General features: G+C 70.6%; 21 protein-coding genes. 11 read left to right on the top strand and 10 right to left on the bottom strand.

Annotation, left to right across the window (positions count from 1 at the left end):
- Positions 1 to 35: 35 nt before the first annotated feature.
- Positions 36 to 446, bottom strand: coding sequence for a DUF6157 family protein (locus AB0O65_RS11305; RefSeq protein ID WP_191712755.1), 411 nt, complete (start codon positions 444 to 446; stop codon positions 36 to 38).
- A gap of 81 nt (positions 447 to 527) precedes the next feature.
- Between AB0O65_RS11305 and AB0O65_RS11300 the strand changes: the two genes are divergently transcribed.
- From AB0O65_RS11300 to AB0O65_RS11275, 6 genes are all read left to right on the top strand, one after another.
- A complete protein-coding gene (locus tag AB0O65_RS11300; protein WP_363385203.1) occupies positions 528 to 5,225 on the top strand; it encodes an ATP-dependent helicase in 4,698 nt (1,565 codons plus the stop codon).
- Positions 5,226 to 5,237: 12 nt separating this feature from the next.
- Positions 5,238 to 5,993, top strand: a complete 756-nt coding sequence (locus tag AB0O65_RS11295) for an EI24 domain-containing protein (RefSeq protein ID WP_363385200.1) — start codon at positions 5,238 to 5,240, stop codon at positions 5,991 to 5,993.
- Entirely contained in the window at positions 5,986 to 6,759 is a 774-nt protein-coding gene (locus AB0O65_RS11290) for a DNA-formamidopyrimidine glycosylase family protein (RefSeq protein WP_363385197.1), read from the top strand. The genes AB0O65_RS11295 and AB0O65_RS11290 overlap by 8 nt, the downstream gene beginning before the upstream one ends.
- 79 nt (positions 6,760 to 6,838) lie before the next feature.
- Positions 6,839 to 7,246, top strand: a complete 408-nt coding sequence (locus tag AB0O65_RS11285) for a transferase (protein WP_071641573.1) — start codon at positions 6,839 to 6,841, stop codon at positions 7,244 to 7,246.
- 128 nt (positions 7,247 to 7,374) lie between these two features.
- Complete coding sequence (locus tag AB0O65_RS11280) at positions 7,375 to 8,100, top strand: LysR substrate-binding domain-containing protein (protein WP_363385194.1); 726 nt, start codon at positions 7,375 to 7,377, stop codon at positions 8,098 to 8,100.
- Between the two features lie 42 nt (positions 8,101 to 8,142).
- A complete protein-coding gene (locus AB0O65_RS11275; RefSeq protein ID WP_191712750.1) occupies positions 8,143 to 8,856 on the top strand; it encodes a GMP synthase in 714 nt (237 codons plus the stop codon).
- A gap of 60 nt (positions 8,857 to 8,916) precedes the next feature.
- Here AB0O65_RS11275 and AB0O65_RS11270 read toward each other — a convergent pair whose 3' ends face one another.
- Positions 8,917 to 9,378 carry a glutaminase gene (locus tag AB0O65_RS11270; protein WP_363385191.1) on the bottom strand — a complete coding sequence of 154 codons (462 nt, stop codon included), beginning with the start codon at positions 9,376 to 9,378 and terminating at the stop codon, positions 8,917 to 8,919.
- 75 nt (positions 9,379 to 9,453) lie between these two features.
- On the opposite strand from AB0O65_RS11270, the gene purU reads away from it, so the two are divergent.
- Positions 9,454 to 10,305, top strand: a complete 852-nt coding sequence (gene purU / locus AB0O65_RS11265) for a formyltetrahydrofolate deformylase (protein ID WP_071641581.1) — start codon at positions 9,454 to 9,456, stop codon at positions 10,303 to 10,305.
- 19 nt (positions 10,306 to 10,324) lie between these two features.
- Here the strand turns inward: purU and AB0O65_RS11260 are convergent, their stop codons facing one another.
- Genes AB0O65_RS11260 through AB0O65_RS11250 form a run of 3 tightly spaced genes read right to left on the bottom strand, consistent with a single transcriptional unit; the run spans position 10,325 to position 12,608 of the window.
- Positions 10,325 to 11,365 carry a DUF561 domain-containing protein gene (locus tag AB0O65_RS11260; protein WP_071641583.1) on the bottom strand — a complete coding sequence of 347 codons (1,041 nt, stop codon included), beginning with the start codon at positions 11,363 to 11,365 and terminating at the stop codon, positions 10,325 to 10,327.
- Positions 11,366 to 11,418: 53 nt separating this feature from the next.
- Positions 11,419 to 11,727 (bottom strand): hypothetical protein, encoded by a 309-nt coding sequence (locus AB0O65_RS11255; RefSeq protein ID WP_071641585.1) that lies wholly within the window; start codon positions 11,725 to 11,727, stop codon positions 11,419 to 11,421.
- On the bottom strand, positions 11,724 to 12,608 hold the full coding sequence (locus AB0O65_RS11250; RefSeq protein ID WP_071641587.1) for an SDR family oxidoreductase: 885 nt from the start codon (positions 12,606 to 12,608) through the stop codon (positions 11,724 to 11,726). Before AB0O65_RS11250 ends, AB0O65_RS11255 begins: the two co-directional genes overlap by 4 nt.
- A 207-nt stretch (positions 12,609 to 12,815) precedes the next feature.
- On the opposite strand from AB0O65_RS11250, the gene AB0O65_RS11245 reads away from it, so the two are divergent.
- Positions 12,816 to 13,109, top strand: coding sequence for a hypothetical protein (locus AB0O65_RS11245; protein WP_071641589.1), 294 nt, complete (start codon positions 12,816 to 12,818; stop codon positions 13,107 to 13,109).
- On the opposite strand, the gene AB0O65_RS11240 is transcribed toward AB0O65_RS11245, so the two are convergent.
- The 3 genes from AB0O65_RS11240 to AB0O65_RS11230 all read right to left on the bottom strand — a co-directional run bounded on the left by AB0O65_RS11240 (position 13,058) and on the right by AB0O65_RS11230 (position 16,084).
- Entirely contained in the window at positions 13,058 to 14,704 is a 1,647-nt protein-coding gene (locus tag AB0O65_RS11240) for an alpha-amylase family protein (RefSeq protein ID WP_363385185.1), read from the bottom strand. The two genes, AB0O65_RS11245 and AB0O65_RS11240, sit on opposite strands and share 52 nt — an antisense overlap.
- Positions 14,701 to 15,660, bottom strand: a complete 960-nt coding sequence (locus AB0O65_RS11235; protein WP_363385182.1) for a TIGR03885 family FMN-dependent LLM class oxidoreductase — start codon at positions 15,658 to 15,660, stop codon at positions 14,701 to 14,703. Before AB0O65_RS11235 ends, AB0O65_RS11240 begins: the two co-directional genes overlap by 4 nt.
- Positions 15,661 to 15,760: 100 nt before the next feature.
- Complete coding sequence (locus AB0O65_RS11230; RefSeq protein ID WP_071641600.1) at positions 15,761 to 16,084, bottom strand: ATP-dependent DNA ligase; 324 nt, start codon at positions 16,082 to 16,084, stop codon at positions 15,761 to 15,763.
- Between the two features lie 69 nt (positions 16,085 to 16,153).
- Here AB0O65_RS11230 and AB0O65_RS11225 point away from each other — a divergent pair, with 69 nt between their 5' ends.
- Positions 16,154 to 16,459, top strand: a complete 306-nt coding sequence (locus AB0O65_RS11225) for a hypothetical protein (protein ID WP_071641605.1) — start codon at positions 16,154 to 16,156, stop codon at positions 16,457 to 16,459.
- A gap of 18 nt (positions 16,460 to 16,477) precedes the next feature.
- Here the strand turns inward: AB0O65_RS11225 and AB0O65_RS11220 are convergent, their stop codons facing one another.
- Positions 16,478 to 17,155, bottom strand: coding sequence for a DUF6766 family protein (locus AB0O65_RS11220; RefSeq protein ID WP_071641810.1), 678 nt, complete (start codon positions 17,153 to 17,155; stop codon positions 16,478 to 16,480).
- Between the two features lie 2 nt (positions 17,156 to 17,157).
- A complete protein-coding gene (locus tag AB0O65_RS11215) occupies positions 17,158 to 17,280 on the bottom strand; it encodes a hypothetical protein (RefSeq protein ID WP_256221014.1) in 123 nt (40 codons plus the stop codon).
- Between the two features lie 202 nt (positions 17,281 to 17,482).
- Here AB0O65_RS11215 and AB0O65_RS11210 point away from each other — a divergent pair, with 202 nt between their 5' ends.
- Entirely contained in the window at positions 17,483 to 17,875 is a 393-nt protein-coding gene (locus AB0O65_RS11210) for a CBS domain-containing protein (RefSeq protein ID WP_363385177.1), read from the top strand.
- A gap of 59 nt (positions 17,876 to 17,934) precedes the next feature.
- Complete coding sequence (locus AB0O65_RS11205) at positions 17,935 to 18,492, top strand: FHA domain-containing protein (RefSeq protein WP_363385174.1); 558 nt, start codon at positions 17,935 to 17,937, stop codon at positions 18,490 to 18,492.
- Positions 18,493 to 18,529: the final 37 nt, after the last annotated feature.

Here is an 18,529-nt window from a genome sequence, read left to right as displayed (position 1 = left end):
GGCGCGGTGCGCGGCCGGGCACTCCCGCCCTCCGCTCAGCTGCGCCGGCTCGAGCGCATCGCCCGCTTGTGCTCGATCGACGGATCCGCGGCGAGCGCCGCATACTCCTCGGAGTCGCGCGGGAACATCGCGACGCGGCCCTGCTCGTCGTGGTGCGTGCCCCAGCCGTAGCGCTTGCTCAGCGGCGACGCGCGCAGGCAGGCCTGACCCTTCGAGAAGAACTCGGCCCTGGCATCCGCATCAGCCGGGTCGATGCCCTTGCGCAGCGCGTGCGCCTCGAACAGCAGGTCGTCTGAGGTGCGCGTGTACGGCTCGTCGCTGAGCAGCCGGTAGTGCAGGGCGGCGATCGAGAGGTTCTCGGCGATCGGAGGCTCGACGCCGTACTCGACTGGGCAGTCGTCGCTGACCTCGATGAACGTGTTGACGTAGTTCGTCGTGTGCGTCATGCGGCCAGCATCCCCTACCCCTCCGACCTTGTCGAGAGCAAGGCAGGGCTCGATGTCGGAAGGTGGCGTCAAGATGGAGGGATGAGCGATGTGCTCGACAGATTCACGCCCGCGACGCAGGACTGGTTCCGCGGGGCGTTCGACGCGCCCACTCCCGCGCAGGCGGGTGCGTGGGACGCGATCTCCGCCGGGCGCAACGCCCTCGTCGTCGCGCCGACCGGGTCGGGGAAGACGCTGTCGGCCTTCCTGTGGGCGATCGACAGCGTGTTCCGCGAGCGGACGTCCGGTTCGGGCGAGACTCCGGATGCCACTGAGCGGGCCTCGCGCACCCGCGTGCTCTACATCTCTCCCCTGAAGGCGCTGGGCGTCGACGTCGAGCGCAACCTGCGCTCACCGCTGATCGGGATCGGGCAGTCGGCGCGGCGCCTCGGCGTCGCGGCACCCGAGATCACCGTCGGCGTGCGCTCGGGCGACACCACCTCGAGCGACCGGCGGAAGCTCGTCAGCGACCCGCCCGACATCCTCATCACCACCCCCGAGTCGCTGTACCTCATGCTCACCAGCCGGGCCGGCGAGACCCTGCAGAACGTGCACACGGTGATCATCGACGAGGTGCACGCGGTCGCGGCGACCAAGCGCGGCGCGCACCTCGCCGTCAGCCTCGAACGGCTCGACGCGCTGCGCACCGCGCGTGGTGCCGAAGGCCCGGCACAGCGGATCGGCCTGTCGGCGACCGTGCGGCCCATCGATGAGGTGGCGCGATTCCTGGGCGGATCCGCGCCGGTCGACATCGTCGCGCCGCGCGCGGTGAAGACGTTCGAGCTCGGCGTGGTCGTGCCGATCGACGACATGCGCAACCCTCCTCCGCCGCCCGGCGCGGCGGCGATGCCCGACGAGCCGGCCGAGTACACCGAGATCACCGGATCGGTGTGGCCGCACGTCGAGGAGGCGATCGTCGACAAGGTGCTCGAGAACCGCTCGACCATCGTGTTCGCCAACTCCCGCCGCCTCGCCGAGCGGCTCACCGGTCGGCTGAACGAGATCTACGCCGAGCGGATCGGGACGCCCGTGCCCGAGGCGGCAGGGCCTCCCGCGGCGAGGGCCCACGGAGCAGAGGCTCCGGGCGGCGCGCATGCGCCGGCTGGACGGGCGAACGGCGCGGCACAGGCGGGCGCCACGGCCGGCGCCGAGCCGGTGCTCGCCAAGGCCCACCACGGCTCGGTGTCGAAGGAGCAGCGGGCGATCGTCGAAGACGAGCTGAAGTCGGGCGCGTTGCGCTGCGTCGTCGCGACCAGCAGCCTCGAGCTGGGGATCGACATGGGCGCGGTCGACATGGTCATCCAGGTCGAGGCGCCGCCCTCCGCCGCGTCCGGCCTGCAGCGCGTGGGACGCGCCGGTCACCAGGTCGGCGAGATCAGCCGGGCGGCTCTCTTCCCCAAGCACCGCGGCGACGTGCTGCACACCGCGATCGTCACCGAGCGCATGCTCGCGGGGCAGATCGAGGCGATCGCCGTACCCCGCAACCCACTCGACATTCTCGCGCAGCAGACCGTCGCCGCGTGCGCGCTCGACTCGATCTCGGTGGAGGAGTGGTTCGAGACCGTGCGGCGCAGTGCGCCGTTCCAGACACTGCCCCGCTCGGCGTACGAGGCGACCCTCGACCTGCTCGCCGGCAAGTATCCGTCGGACGAGTTCGCCGAGCTGCGCCCGCGCGTGGTCTGGGATCGTGATGCCGGGACGCTGACCGGCCGGCCCGGGGCGCAGCGCATCGCCGTGACCAGCGGTGGGACCATCCCCGACCGCGGCCTGTTCGGGGTCTTCGTCGCCGGCGAGACCACCGGCGCCCGCGTCGGAGAGCTCGATGAGGAGATGGTCTACGAGTCGCGGGTCGGCGATGTCTTCACCCTCGGCACCACGAGCTGGCGCATCGCCGAGATCACCCACGATCGCGTGAACGTGCTGCCCGCGTACGGGCAGCCGGGCAAGGTGCCGTTCTGGCACGGCGACGGCATCGGCCGCCCGTTTGAGCTGGGTGAGGCCCTCGGCCGGTTCTCACGCGAGGTGTCGACCGCCGAGCCCGCGAAGGCGCAGCAGCGTCTCATCGACGCGGGACTCGACGAGCGGGCCCGGGACAACCTGATGGGCTACCTCACCGAGCAGCGTGAGGCCACCGGCACCCTGCCCACCGATCGCACGCTCACGGTCGAGCGCGGCCGCGACGAAGTCGGCGACTGGCGGATCATCCTGCATTCCCCGTACGGCATGAAGGTGCACGCACCGTGGGCGCTGGCGCTGAACGCGCGGGTGCGCGAGCGGCTCGGCGTCGAGGGCTCGGCTGTGGCGAGCGACGACGGCATCATCGTGCGGATCCCGGATGCCGACGCGCAGCCGCCCGGAGCGGATCTGTTCGTCTTCGACGCCGACGAGCTCGAGCAGATCGTCACCGCTGAGGTGGGCGGATCGGCGCTGTTCGCCTCGCGCTTCCGCGAGTGCGCAGCCCGCGCGCTGCTGATGCCGCGGATGAATCCGAACAAGCGCACACCGCTGTGGCAGCAGCGGCAGCGCTCGGCGCAGCTGCTCGAGGTCGCGCGGCGGCATCCGACCTTCCCCGTGATCCTCGAGACGCTGCGCGAGGTGCTGCAGGACGTCTACGACCTGCCCTCGCTGCGCCGCCTCATCACCGACATCGCCGAGCGCCGCGTCCGGCTCGTCGAGACCGAGCCGGCGCAGCCCTCGCCGTACGCGCGCGACCTGCTGTTCGGCTATGTCGGCGCCTTCATGTACGAGGGGGACTCTCCCCTCGCTGAACGACGTGCCGCCGCGCTGTCGGTCGACCCGGCGCTGCTGGGCGAGCTGCTCGGCACGGTCGAGATGCGCGAGCTGCTCGACCCCGACGTCATCGCCCAGTTCGAACGAGAGGCCCAGCGCCTCGACCCGCAGCGCCGCGTGCGCGGGGTGGAGGGTGTCGCCGACCTGCTGCGGATGCTCGGGCCGCTGGACGCCGAGGAGGTGGCGCTCAGGCTCGAGGGCGTCGCGACAGCCGCCGGAGACGGTGCCGGGCACGAGACGTCGTCCGCGGCGCCCGACGATGCCGCCGCCCTCCTCGCCGAGCTGATCACCGCTCGCCGCGCCATTCCGGTCACCATCGCCGGCCGGTCACGGGTCGCCGTGATCGAAGATGCCGGTCGGCTGCGCGATGCGCTGGGTGTGGCGCTGCCCACGGGCATCCCGGTCGCGTTCCTCGACCCGGTGGCCGACCCGCTCGGCGATCTCGTCTCGCGTCACGCGCGCACGCACGGGCCGTTCACGACCGAGGACGTCGCGGGTCGCTTCGGTATCGGTGCGGCGGTCGCCAGGCACACCCTGCAGCGTCTGGAGTCGGCCGGACGGCTGACGAGCGGCTTCTTCCTACCGGCGGCGACCGCGGCCGTCGACGGGTCGAAGGAGTGGTGCGACGTCGAGGTGCTGCGCCGCCTGCGGATGCGCTCCCTCGCCGCGATCCGCGGCAGCGTCGAGCCGGTCAGCCCGCAGGCCTACGCGCGCTTCCTGCCCGACTGGCAGCACCTCACGCGCCCGACGGAGGGCGTCGACGGTGTGCTCAGCGTGATCGAGCAGTTCGCCGGCGTGCCGATCCCCGCCAGCGCATGGGAGTCGCTCGTGCTACCCGGCCGCGTGCGCGACTACTCCCCCGCGCTGCTGGATGAGCTCACCGCCGCCGGGGAGGTCGTCTGGGCGGGTCACGGGTCACTGCCCGGTCGCGACGGGTGGGTCTCGCTGCACCCCGTCGATCTCGCACCGTTCACTCTTCCCGTGCCCGAGGAGACACCGGCGGCGGGTTCGCTCGAAGAGCGGGTGATCGATGCGCTGCGCCTGAGCGGGGCGTCGTTCGCCGGAGCGCTGAAGACCATGATCGGAGCCGAGAACCAGCAGTCGGTGCTCGAGGCGCTCTGGTCGCTGGCCTGGCAGGGGCACATCACCAACGACACGTTCGCGCCTGTCCGCGCCCTCATCGCCGGCGGTTCGCAGGCGCACAAGACCGCACGCCGCGCCCCGCGCACTCGCACCTATCGGGGCATCTCGCTCGCACGTCCGACCGCCCAGCCGTCCGCGGCCGGCGCGGGGGGCCGCTGGGCGGTGCTGCCGGAGACCGATCCGGATGCCGCGCGCCGCGCGACCGTGACCGCGGGGCTGCTGCTCGACCGCTACGGTGTCGTCACCCGCGGCGCGGTGCAGGCGGAGGGCGTTCCCGGCGGCTTCGCGCAGGTGTATCGCGTGCTCGCCGGGTTCGAGGAAGCCGGGCACTGCCGACGCGGATACGTGATCGAGAGACTCGGTGCCGCGCAGTTCGCGGCATCCACCACCGTCGACCGGCTGCGCACGTTCGCGGCCCTGGCCGACCCGCCACCTCGCGACGCCGTCACGCTCGCGGCCACAGATCCGGCCAACCCCTACGGCGCGGCTCTCTCCTGGCCGAGGTTGGAGACCGTATCGCACCGTCCCGGCCGGAAAGCCGGCGGTCTGGTCGTGCTCGTCGACGGCGAGCTCGTGCTCTACCTCGAGCGGGGCGGTCGAACCGTGCTCGCGTTCGACGATGACCCCGACGTGCTGAAAGCCGCAGCGGCCGACCTGGGCGCGACGTCGCGAGCACGGCGACTCGAGACCCTTACCGTCGAGAAGATCAACGGCGAGGGCGTGTACGGCACGCCGTTCGCCTTCGCCCTGCAGGAAGCCGGGTTCGTGGCCACCCCGCGTGGCTACACCCTGCGCAAAGCCGTCTGATTGACTTCACTCATGGTCAGCGAGTTCTTCACCGGCATCCGCTGCCTCGGACGCGGCTTCGCGTACTGGCGGCGCCGCCCTGGCCTGATGGCGCTCGGCCTCGTGCCCGGCCTGATCGCCCTCGCGCTGCTGGCCGCGGCGATCATCCCGCTGCTGCTGAATCTCGGTGGCCTCACCGCCTGGGCGACGCCGTTCGCCGATGGGTGGGAGCCGTTCTGGCGGGATGCCGTGCGTACCGTCGTCGGGGTGGTCGCGATGATCGCCGTGCTGGCGCTGGCGAGCGTGACGTTCACCGCCCTCACGCTGCTGATCGGCGACCCCTTCTACCAGCGGATCTGGCGTGCGATCGAGACCGATCTCGGCGGCGAGGTGCCCGAGGGGGACGGCGGATTCCTCGTGGCACTCGGCGAGAGCATCCGCCTGATCGCCCTCGGCGCCCTCGTCGCCCTGCTCGCCCTCGCGCTGGGCTTCGTCCCCCTCGTCGGCGCCCCGCTCGCCGCGGTCGCCGGCGTGCTGCTCACCGGCCGTCTGCTCGCTCGCGAGCTCACCGGCCGCGCGCTGAACGCCCGCGACATCCCGACCGTCGACCGCTCGCGGCTCTTCGCGGGGCGTCGCGCGCGCCTGCTCGGGTTCGGCGCGGCCGTGCAGCTGTGCTTCATGGTGCCGCTCGGTGCGGTGTTCGTCATGCCGCCCGCGGTCGCCGGCGCCACCGTGCTGGCGCGCGACCTGCTGTCCGACCGCTCTTCGACGGCGGCGGGCCATGCCTGAGGGCGACACCATCTACCGCGCCGCGAAGCGCCTCGACGCCGCGCTGCGCGACCAGGAGGTCACGCGCTTCGATCTGCGCGTGCCACGCCTCGCGACGGCCGATCTCACGGGGCAGACGGTGCACGACGTCGTCCCCCGTGGCAAGCACCTGCTGATGCGCATCGGCGAGTTCACCCTGCATTCCCATCTGCGCATGGATGGCGCCTGGTTCATCTACCGGCCGGGTGAGAAGTGGCGGCACCCGGCGTTCAAGGTGCGCGCGATCGTGGGCACCGCCGAGCACGAGGCGGTGGGCGTCGACATCGCGGACGTCAAGCTCGTACCCACCCGCAACGAGGGTGAGCTGGTCGATCATCTGGGGCCCGATCCGCTCGCCGAGGACTGGGACCGTGAAGAGGCGATCCGGCGGCTGAGCGCCGACACCCGCGAGATCCATGTCGCCCTGCTCGATCAGCGCAACGTCGCAGGGTTCGGCAACGAGTACGCCGCCGAACTGCTGTTCCTCCGCGGTGTCCGCCCCGAGACGCCGACCGCGGATGTCGATGTTCCCGCCCTGCTGGACCTCGGAGTGCGCACGATCCGGGCGAACCGCGACCGGATGGATCGCACCTTCACCGGTGACGCGAGACGCGGGTTCACCGACTGGGTCTACGGCCGGGCGGGGCGCGCGTGCCGGCGCTGCGGCACGCCCATCCGCAGGGGCGAACTGGGCGCGGATCCGACCCGCGAGCGCATCACATTCTGGTGTCCGAACTGCCAACGGTGAGCTAATCCCAAACGGGGAATGAATCAAGCCCCCTCCCTGTTGTAGATATCTCCGGAAGACTCCGGACACGGGAGGAAACGTGGGTAAGAACTACATCGATATCGAGGACGACCAGGGCGCCACGCTGCGGTACCGCAAGCATGTCAACGGCCGCGGACTCGTCGCGCACGGCGCGAAGGTGCATCCGAAGGCTCTCATCGAAGCCGGCGCCTATGTCGAACCCGGCGCCCGAGTGGGGGCCGGAGCGCGTGTCGCGCGCGGCGCCTGGGTGGAGCCGGATGCCGTGATCGGCGAGAACGCGCGGATCGACGCACACGCACACATCGGCGCCGGAGCGGCGGTCGGCGACGGCGCGTGGATCGGCGTGCGCACCGAGATCGGCGCGGGAGCGCAGGTCGCGCGGGGCACGCGCATCGGGCACGACGAGAACGTGGCTCCCGGCCTCACGATCATCACCGACCGGAAGGGGCTCTGGCTCGCAGCCTGACCCCTCCGCCTGAGCCCGCCGGTCGGCACCGACCGGCGGGCTCTTCTGCGCTCGCAGCAGCCACCGTCACGATCGGGAAGTGGCGGGGTCCTGGAGGAGAACGGCCTGGCGGCGGGTACGCTGAACCGGTGAAGAACGACCGGCGCCGCGCTCCGAAGGGCGGGCGGCCGCGCCCCGCGAAGCCGCAGAAGCCGCAGAAGCCGGCACAGAAGCGCACCCCTCGCCCTGCGGCGCAGCCCGCGCCCACGCCGCCTGTCGACGAGACGCCGCGCAGCTTCCGCCTCGGCATCATCCCCGGCGCCACGCCCGGCAAGTGGGTGGGTTCCTGGAAGCAGCGGATGCCGCACGTCGACATCGAGCTCGTCCCGATCGCCGTCGCCGTCCAGCGTGCAGCCCTCGACGACCTCGACGCGGCCCTCGTGCGTCTGCCGCTCGATGACCGTGACGAGCTGCACGTGATCCCGCTCTACGACGAGGTCCCGGTGGTCCTGGCATCCATCGATTCCTTCCTGATGACGACCGACCGGATCGAGGCCGACGACCTCGCCGGGCAGGTGCTGATCACCCCCGCCGACGACGTGCTCGGTCCGCTCGACCTGCCCACCCGGGCACCGGATTTCCCGACGATCGAGACCACCGAAGACGCCGTCGCGACCGTCGCGACCGGCGTCGGCATCCTGATCGTGCCGATGTCGCTCGCCCGGCTGCACCACCGCAAGGACGTCGACTACCGCCCGCTCGTCGGCGGGCGCACCTCGACCGTCGCCCTCGCCTGGAAGCGGGAGGCGACGACGCCGGACGTCGAGACGTTCGTCGGAGTGGTGCGGGGACGCACCGCGAACTCGTCGCGCTGACCCCGGCGGGGTCGCGGGGCTCGGGGCCAATAGAATCGGCGCATGTCCTCGGTGCTGTACGTGTGCGTTCGACCCGAGCGGATGGCGGCCGATGCCGAGCACCGTTCGTTTCGCCGTGGGCTGGACCTGACGACACTCGACCGCGTCGATCTGCTGCACGCGTCGCTCGAGACGGTGGAGTGGCAGCAATACGACGGCTTCGTCGTCGGCGGGTCGCCGTTCAACGTGACGGATGCCGAGAAGGGCGAGCACCAGCGGGCGGTCGAGCACGACCTCGAGCGCATCGCCCGCCGAGCGCTCGACGGCCACGCGACCGCCCTGTTCACCTGCTACGGCATCGGGGTGGTGACGAGGATGCTCGGCGGTGGCGTGCACACCGATCAGCCCGAGCCTGCCAGCGCGACCACCGTGCAGCTGACCGACGCCGGCGTCGCGGATCCCGTGCTCGGCCCCGGCCCTGCCCTGTCGGTGTTCACCGCGCATAAGGAGTCGGCGCGCGAGACACCTCCCGGCGCGGTGCTGCTCGCCACGAACGACGCCTGCACGGTGCAGGCCTATCGCGTCGGAGAGCGGCTGTACGCCACGCAGTTCCATCCCGAGGCGTCGCCGCAGGACTTCGCCGATCGCATGGCGGTGTACCGGGCATCCGGCTACTTCGACCCGCGCGACTACGAGCGCACCGAGCGTGCGATCCTCGACGCCTCCGTCGACGGCCACGACCTGCTCGCCCGATTCTCGCGACTGGTCGGCGACTGACCGCGCCACCCGCGGGCACGGTCAGACGGTCGAGAGATCGCTCGGGCGCCGAGGATGCGCTCAGCCGCCGAGCGCCAGGACGATCCGCTCGTCGAGATAGCCCTGCAGGGGCACGAGCGCGCCGCCCGGCGACCAGCGCACCCTCGGCACCTGATCGACCATGGCCAGCGGGCCGGACGCCCCGCCGGCGTCCACCGCCGCGACATCGAGCACGTGCCAGCCGACGTGCACGACCTCGCCCTCGGCGAAGCCTCCCCGGCGCGCCTGCGCCCGCCGCTCGGCTCTGGCACGGGCCGATTCGGCCGGGTACCCGCGGCGCACCAGCTCGGCAGCGCGCAGGATCTCGGCGGTGGACAGCACCTCGTCGTCGGTGAGCAGCAGCACGCCCAGATGCCACGCGGCACCCGCCCGCACGATCCGATCCGCGCGCCACCGGGAGGTGCGCTCGCGGCCGAGCGACTCGCGCGGGGCGCCGACGAGACGAGCCCTCGCATCCCGCAGCAGATCCTCGGTGGCGCCCATGCGTCAAGGGTAACGATTGGGCGCGCCCCGCAGGATGCGGGCAGAATCGACACACACCCCAGTTCAGGAGCATCCATGCCGCACACCGACACCGCACGCCTTCTCATCGCCTGCGACGACCAGCCGGGCATCGTCGCGGCCGTCGCCGGAGTTCTGGCGGCGCACGGGGCGAACATCATCTCCCTCGACCAGCACTCCACCGACGAGGAGGGCGGGCGGTTCTTCCAGCGCACGGTGATCCACCTGGAAGGCCTCACCGCGCGTCGTCCGGAGCTCGAGGCCTCGATCACCGAGGTCGCCGAGCGCTTCGGGATGGACTGGTCGCTGCACGACACCTCGAAGCGCAAGCGCGTGGCGATCTTCGTGTCGAAGTACGACCACTGCCTGATGGAGCTGCTGTGGCGGACGCAGCGTGGCGAGCTCGACATCGATGTGACCATGGTGATCTCGAACCATCCCGACCTGGCCGAGTCGGTGCGCTCGTTCGGGGTGCCGTTCATGCACATCCCCGCCGGCGACAAGGCCGCGATGGAGGCCCGTCAGCTCGAGCTGCTGCAGGGCAATGTAGACCTGGTCGTGCTGGCCAGGTACATGCAGATCCTCACCGACGACTTCATCGAGCGCCTCGGCGCCCCGGTGATCAACATCCACCACTCGTTCCTGCCCGCGTTCATCGGCGCGAACCCGTATGCGCGCGCCAAGGAACGCGGCGTGAAGCTCATCGGGGCCACCGCGCACTACGCGACCGCAGACCTCGACGAGGGCCCGATCATCGAGCAGGACGTCACGCGTGTCACGCACGCCGAGTCGGCGGCGGAGCTGCAGCGGCGCGGCGCCGACGTGGAGCGCTACGTGCTCGCGCGTGCCGTGAAATGGCACGCCGAGGACCGCGTGATCGTGCACGGTCGATCCACCGTCATCCTCTGAGGATCCACCGCGCGGTGGGTCAGGCGGGCAGACCCGCCACCAGCTCGGCGAACACCTCGGCGGCTGTGCGGCCGCGGGCCAGCGGAGCGGACTGGCCGAGCCACAGCGACTGCAGCTCGCCCATGCCGCGCTGAGCGGCCACGGCCCGGAAGCGGCCGGTCAGCCAGTTCTGCGCCGGGAACGGGGCGATGGTCGCGGATGCCTCGATCTGCCGCACAGCGCGATTGGCGGCTCCGCGTGACAGCCGTCCGCTCATCGCCCGGGTGAGCACGCTCTCGTCGGCGGCGGTGGAACGGATCGCCGCGCGGTGCGCGTCGTTGGCCGCCGACTCCGCGGTCACGAGGAAGGACGTGCCGACCTGCACGCCTGACGCTCCGAGCGCGAACGCAGCCGCGACGCCGCGCCGGTCGGCGATGCCACCGGCGGCGATGACGGGCACGCGCACGGCATCCGCCACCTGCGGCACCAGCGAGACCAGCCCGACCAGCGACTCCTCAGCCGGTCGCAGGAACGACACCCGGTGCCCGGCGGCCTCGGCGCCCGTAGCGACGATGGCGTCGACACCCGCCTGCTCGAGCGCGCGCGCCTCGGCGACCGTCGTCGCGGTGCCGATGACCCGGATGCCGCGGCCGCGGGCCTCGTCGACGAGCGCGTCCGAGGGCACGCCGAAGACCACGCTCAGCGCGGCGGGGGCGGCCTGCCAGATGGCGTCGAGCTGCTCGTCGAGGCTGGGCAGGTACCGCTCGGGGCGGGCCGGCACGTCGATGCCGACCTCATCGAAGAAGTCCGTGAGAGCGGCGGCGTGCCGTTCGTGCTCGTCGCCCGGTGCCACCTCGTCGCCCGTCGGCAGCCAGATGTTCAGGGCGAACGGCGCCGCGGTGGCGGCGCGCAGCGCGGCAGCGGTCTGTCGGATGCGATCGCCGTCGTATCCGTACAGACCGTACGAGCCGAGGCCACCGGCGCTGCTCACGGCTGCGGTGAGCTCGACCGACGAGAGGCCGCCGAACGGTGCGAGGACGACCGGATGCCGGATGCCCAGCAGGGCGCGCAGATCACTCATGACTCGAGGCTACGCGTCCCCCGCCGGTGTGTGTCGGTGGCCGTCCGGGCGGTTCAGAGCGGAGGGCGCCCGGGGATCGGCGTCGGCTTCTGCGACCGGTTCGACGCGTTCGCGACGGCGAGGTCCAGCGCCTCGAACAGCTGCTTGAAGCCCCGGAACCGCGTCGTCCGCGGGCACGGGGTGCGCAGCCACAGCACGTCGAGCACGCCGGTCGGCGAGCGGTCGACGTAGGCGATCAGGCAGTCGGCGTCGGCATGACGTCGCGCCGGGTCGCAGATGCGCCAGCTGTCACGACCCAGCGGCGTGAGCTCCCAGTCCCCGTGCGGGGTGGCTGGTATCGGGTCGTCGAGCATGACGGTCATAGCGCCTTACCTCCTGTCACCGCGAGCACCGTGCCCGAGGTGTACGAAGACTCGGCTGTGGCGAGATACACGTACGCTCCGGCGAGCTCGGCCGGCTGACCGGCCCTGCCCAGCGGGGTGTCGCTGCCGAACTGCTCGACCTTCGTGTCATCCCAGCCGGTGGCCGGGATGAGCGGGGTCCAGATGGGCCCCGGTGCGACGGCGTTCACGCGGATTCCGCGCTCCCCCGCCTCTGCTGCGAGCGCCTTGACGAACGCCACCTGGGCCGCTTTCGTCATGGCGTAGTCGATGAGGCCGGGCGACGGGTTGTAGGCCTGGATCGAGGAGGTCACGATGATGCTCGCGCCGGCTTCCAGGTGCGGGTACGCCGCCCGCGCCGTGAACAGGGTGCCGAGGATGTTGGTGTCGAACACGCGGCGCATCTCGTCGGTCTTCAGCGATTCGAAGCCGTCGACGTCGTGCTGGTACGCGGCGTTGAGCACCACGATGTCCAGACCGCCCAGGGTCTCCCTGGCGCGGGCGACGGCCTGCTCTGCGAACTGCTCGTCGCGCAGGTCGCCCGCGATGCTCAGCCCCTGACGCCCTGCGTCGCCCACCTGCGCGATCGTGTCATCGGCGTCCTTCTGCTCCTCCGGCAGGTGCACGATCGCGACATCCGCGCCCTCCCGGGCGAACGCGATGGCGACCGCGCGACCGATGCCTGAGTCTCCGCCCGTGATGAGCGCGCGACGCCCGGTGAGCCGACCGTGACCCCGGTATGACGACTCGCCGTGATCGGGCGTGGGCCTGGTCTCCTCGGTCAGACCCGGCTGGGTCTGCTGCTGAGGGGGGAACTTCTCATCGTGGTGCTGGTGGCGAGGATCTGGGGTGTTGTCGCTCATCGTGCGCCTCTCTGAAGTCGGTGGGGAGTGCCGGCACCTCTGCCAGTCTGCTCACCCTCTCCCCGCGCGAGCGGTCCGGCCAGGGGGTTGACAGCTCGCGCGACCCAGGGCACGCGCGAGGGCGGGCTCGGCCGGATGCTGTCAAGGGGCGTGCTGCGACCACCCTGGATCGCGCACGCTGGGTGTCCACGACGAAAGGACTGCACCATGAGCAGCGATTCCCTCATTCCCGACGACGACTCCACCACCGAGGTCCCGGCGACGGATGCCGCTGTCGCGGGCCGACCGGACCTGCAGCCCGACTCGCAGGGCGACGTGCCTCTCGACGCCGAGTTGGGCGAAGACGGCCAGGGCGACCTCGCCGAGGGTGACGAACAGCTCCACTCAGGTGACGCGCCCACGGATCTGCGCACCGAGGCACCCTCGGGCGAGGTACACGAGAAGAGCGCTCAGGCGACCGACTCAGCGTCGGGCGACACCCGGAACCAGCGGAACCCGTAGCCGTCGAGCAGCTGCTCGGTGTGCTCGCCCTGGGGTGCGCTGCCACGATTCTCGAGCAGCACGGTGGCCGCGCATCCCTCGTCGAGAGGCTCGAGGCGCGCGGTCACCGGCTCGGCCGAGAAGTTGTGGACGGCGATGAATGCGGCGTCTCCGTAGGTCGCCTGGTGCACGAGCACCCGCGGATCACCGGCATCCTGCACTCGCACCTCACCCCACGCGATCTCGGGCGTGGAACGGTAGCGGCTCGCCAGCATTGCGACGAACGACCACAGCGATTCCGGATCGCGTCTCTGATCGTGCACGTTCACGTGCGCGGGCGCGTATGCACCGTCGGCGATGGGCCTGCGCAGCTTCGACGGCTTCGAGGTGGTGAATCCGCCGAGCGGTCCCGTGTCCCACTGCATCGGTCCGCGAACGGCACCGCGCCCCAGCTCCACGCTCAGCTCGCCCATCCCGATCTCCTCGCCGTAGAAGATCATCGGCGCCCCCGGCAGGGAGAACAGCACGCTGTACGCCAGGCGCAGCCGGCGGGGATCCGACTCGAGCATCGGTGCCAGGCGTCGCACGATGCCGCGGTCGTACACCCGCTGATCGGGATCGGGGGCGAACGTGTCGAACACCTCCTCCTTCTCGGCGTCGTCGAGCAGTCCGAGATTGAGCTCATCGTGGTGACGCAGGAAGATCGCCCACCCGTGCCTGGCATCCACTGTCGGACGCGCCGCGAGCGCTTCCGCGAGCGGCGTCGCCTGCTGTCTGCCCAGCGCCAGGAACAGCTTCGCCGTGGTGAGGAAGTCGAACTGCAGGTCGAGCTCGCTGCCCTGGTCGCCGAAGTAGGCGAGCTGCTCCTGGTGCGGGAGCCCCACCTCGCCGAGCAGCATCGCCGAGGCCTCCCGCCTGCTGACGAAGCGACGCAGCTCGCGCAGGAAGGCATGAGGATCCTGCTCGTCGGCGACCCCCTGACCGGTGATGAGGAAGGGCACTGCGTCGACGCGGAACCCGTCGACGCCGAGCTTGAGCCAGAACCCGATGATGCGCGCGACCTCGGCGCGCACTTCGGGGTTCGCGAAGTTCAGATCGGGCTGGTGGCGATAGAAGCTGTGCCGGAAGTACTGCTCGGTGCGTTCGTCGTACTCCCACATGCTCGTTTCCTCGCCGGGGAACACGAGCTTCTCCTTCTTGCGTGGCGGCGTGTCGCGCCACACGTAGTAGTCGCGGAACCTCGAGGTGCGCGAACGCCGCGCCGAGACGAACCACGGGTGGCGGTCGGAGGTGTGGTTGATCACGAGATCGATGACGACCCGGATGCCGCGGTCGTGGGCGACCCGGACGGCCTCGACCACGCGTCCGAGGTCACCGAAGCGGGCGTCGACGCTGTAGAAGTCGGAGATGTCATAGCCGTCATCGCGCTCGGGCGTGGGCTGGAACGGCATGAGCCATATGCACGTGACCCCGAGCGCGTCGAGGTCGTCAATCCGCCTGGTGAGCCCGGCGAAGTCGCCGTGCCCGTCGCCATCGGAGTCCTGGAACGTCTCGACGTCGAGGCAGTAGAAGACCGCCGTGCGCCACCACAGATCGCTCGTGTCGGCCGGGTTCACAGCCGCTCCCTCAGCAGTGGCAGCAGCTCCCGTTCGCACCGGTCGAGGAATCCGCGCTGATCACGACCGACCTGGTGCAGGAACACCCGGTCGAATCCGGATGCGGCGGCGGCGATCCGGTCGGCGACGTCGGCGGCGTCGGATCCGACCACCACGGCGGCTCGCAGCTTCTCGTCAGTGGGGTCGGCGTGCGCCTCGAACTCCTCCGGGTCGCTCAGCTCCCACATCAGCTGGGGCGGCACCGTCGCCTGCGCCCACTGCTCGCGCGCGGCGGCCAGGGCCTGCTCGTCGGTGTCCTCGAGACTGATGTGGATCTGCAGCAGCACGTCGCCTCGGCCTCCCGCATCCCTATACGCCGTCGCCGTCTGCGCCGTCGCCTCCGGGTCTGCGCCGACGGTGATCAGGCCGTCGGCCCATGCCGCGACCTGGGCGGCCGTTCGGGTGCTGATCCCCGCGGCCAGCAGCGGCGGCGGCGTCTCGGGCAGCGACCAGAGCTTCGCCTCGTGCACGCGCACCGGGCCGTCTGCGTCGACCTGCTCGCCGGACAGCAGGCGACGCATCACGTCCGCCGCGGCGTGCAGTCTCTCGTCACGCTGCTCTTTGGGGGGCCACTCGTCGCCGGTGACGTGCTCGTTGAGCGCCTCACCGCTGCCGAGCGCCGCCCACGCGCGATCCGGGAACATCTCGGCCAGGGTGGCCAGTGCCTGCGCGGTGATGACCGGGTGGTAGCGCTGACCGGGAGCGGTGACCACACCGATCGGGAAGCGCGTGAGAGCCAGTGCCGCCCCGAGCCACGACCACGCGTGACCGGACTGCCCCTGCGCCTTCAGCCAGGGGGCGAGGTGGTCTGAGCACATCGCCTCGTCGAACCCGATGCGCTCGGCGTGGGCGATGTCTCTGAGAAGCCTGCCCGGGGCGTGCTGCTCATGGGAGGCGTGGAACCCGATGCGAGTCATCGTCTGCGGTCCTCTCGTCGGAGGACAGCAGGTTAGACAGACCGCGGATGCCGATACACGGGGTTGACCCTGGCATCGGCGCCGTGCAACGCCAGCGCGATCAGCCCTCGATGCCGGCGTTCGGGTCGTCCGGCGGCTCGGGCACCATGTGCAGGCCGGTCGGGGTGTTGGCCGTGTAGGCGAGCGCCTCGATCCAGGCGCGATTGATGGCCGGCTGACGGCTGCCGAAGTACTTGAACACCAGTGAGCTGCTGGGCTGCACCCAGACGGTGGTGCGCCCGCCGCCGACGCTGGCGTCTTCGCGCCAGCTGAACGGGAAGGGCTCACCGCGGCGCAGCTTCGCCGTCATCACGAGCTGCAGGTGGGTCAGGGCGCGGTCTTCGATCTCGGTCTTGACCGAGCCCTCATAAACGAACTTTCCCAAGGAAGTGCACCTCTCCGACGTCCGACATTGCTCTGGCGTCCCCCGAACGCCTGCAGTTAGCTTAGTCAGATGGGCATGCTCTTCTACGGCGCCAGTCCGGATCCCATCGAGATCGAGGACCGTGCGCTCGCTCACCTCAAGGTCGTCATCGCCACGAAGCTGCGCCGCAACGAATCGTTCACTCTGTCGTGGCAGCATCCGCATCTCAACCCCACCGGCCGGTCGACCATCTGGTTGCACCCGTCCATCCCTCTGCGCTTCGTCTTCGATCAACCGGAGACACCCGAGCTCAGCAGCGCGTGGATCATGGCTCTCGCGAACTCCGCCAGCAGCAGCGGGGGGCTGTGCCTGCTGCCGGAGCACCTCGAGGGCTGAACGTTCCTGCTCGGGAGATCACTCCGACTCCTGAGCGGCGACGGTATGCGGCAGCCCGGTGGGCTTCGACTCCGCCGAACCGCGCTGACGGAGGAAGATCGAGAAGGCGACCATCGTCCCCACCGCGAGGAACTCGCTCTGCCAGTTCTGCAGCGTGCGGTCCCAGAACTCGGGTGACACGACGTACTGCGCCCAGTCGATCGCGGGCTCGCCGTGCTGCGCGTTCTCCTCGTTCATCACCACCAGCCCGCTCAGCGACTGCAGCAGCCATGAGCCGAGGAAGATCGCGCCCATCACGAGCACCAGCGAGTTCTCGTACACCGTGCGCCGCAGGCCTGCGACCCGGGCCCAGCGTGGGCCGTCGGCAGGCGCGTACGCGCCGACCATCTGATTCTCATCGGTGTCGACACCCTCGTCGCCGGGCTTCTTCGACTCGGGTGAGCCGCGCTGAACCAGCCAGACGGTGGCCGCGATGAAGAGCAGGAACTGCAGGAATTCGCTCTGCCAGTTCTCGGCGACGTCGACGACGAAATCACTCGAGAGGACGAAGGAGAGATAGGTCTCGGGCGGCTGTCCGTGCTGGGCGAGCTCCTGGTTCGTGCGCAGCAGCCCGGCGACCGATTGGCCGAGCAGAGCGAGGGCGAAGAGTGCGAAGAAGAACAGGCTCAAGCCGTTGTCGCGAAGGAACCTCTTCATGATCATCGCCCGCTTCCGACCACGGCGAACATGACGGCGAAGCCGGCGACGATCGTGCCCATCCACATCCAGAACATGACCCGTGGGCCGAAAGCATCCTGTCTCGACTCGTGCTGCTGCGACATCCGCTTCTCCTCGTCGTCAGGCCCTCCCCACCTCGGATGCTGGCCAGATCACAGCGGAAAGAGAACGGGGTTGACGAGCAGGCAGCAGGCTGTCAACCCCATTACCGCCGCGAATCAGTCTGTCTACGGTCGAGATCACTGATGGAGACAGGCGAACACCGAGGCGGGAAGGAACGCGACCATGACACGGACGCGAGACATCATGACACCGAACGCACAGTGCATCGGCGAGAACGACGCACTCTCGATCGCCGCCGAGCGGATGCTCGAGCTGGATGTCGGCGCCCTGCCGATCTGCGGAGAAGACGGCCGCCTGAAGGGCATGCTCACCGATCGCGACATCGTCGTGAAGGCGATCGCGGCGGGGCTGAACCCTGAGACGACGAACGCCGGGCGGCTCGCCGCCGGGGTGACGGTGATGGTCTCCCCCGACGATGACATCGACCGCACTCTCGCACTCATGCGCGAGCACCGGATCCGCCGTGTCCCGGTGCTGGAGGACGACCGCCTGGTCGGCATGATCAGCCAGGCCGACATCGCCCGGCACCTCGCCCCGTCGACCACCGGCGAGACAGTGGGAGTCATCTCCCGCTGACGCCGTTCACGGGCTCCGCCCCGGACCGCCCGAAGCCCATCCCCACAGAGGAGGATCACATGACCGACCAGACCGCCGGCACGACACCCGCGCACAGCGCACCCGATGTCGATGACCAGCTCGATCAGCTCGCGAACTCGGACGGCGCGCAGCCCACGACCACGCACGCCGAGCGAGGGGTAGGGGAGCCGCACCTGCGCATCACGAGCCCGGAGGGTGATCGAAGCCGTCTCGAGCTCGTCGACGAGCGCACCACGATCGGCTCGGGCGCGGAATGCTCGCTCGTGATCGCCGGCGCAGACCCCGTGCACGCGACGATCGTGCACGATGAGCGCGACGAGTACGTCCTGACACTGCACGGCGAGGGCCTGATGAATGCGAACCCGGCCGAGGGCATCGCCGGGGACCGCAGCGAGATCTTGCGCACCGGCGCGCGATTCACCGTCGCCGACTGGATCCTCGTCTTCGGCCGCGAAGAGTTCGCCGACCACGGTCGTCCGTTCGGCGGTCGCGAGGGCGGTGAGCTCGATGACCAGCCGCCGCAGCCGGCGCGCCCCGACTATGCGGACGGCGACGCCGACGGGCAGCACGGTGACCTGGAGGTCAAGGACGGCTGAAGCCCCCGGAGGGTGCGAAGGGCGAGGGGACGGCGGT

Source organism: Microbacterium sp. NPDC077391, assembly GCF_040686955.1.
In the GTDB taxonomy this organism is placed as follows: domain Bacteria; phylum Actinomycetota; class Actinomycetes; order Actinomycetales; family Microbacteriaceae; genus Microbacterium; species Microbacterium commune.
Note: the sequence above shows the minus strand (reverse complement) of the source record. Positions and strands in the feature narration are given on the sequence as shown.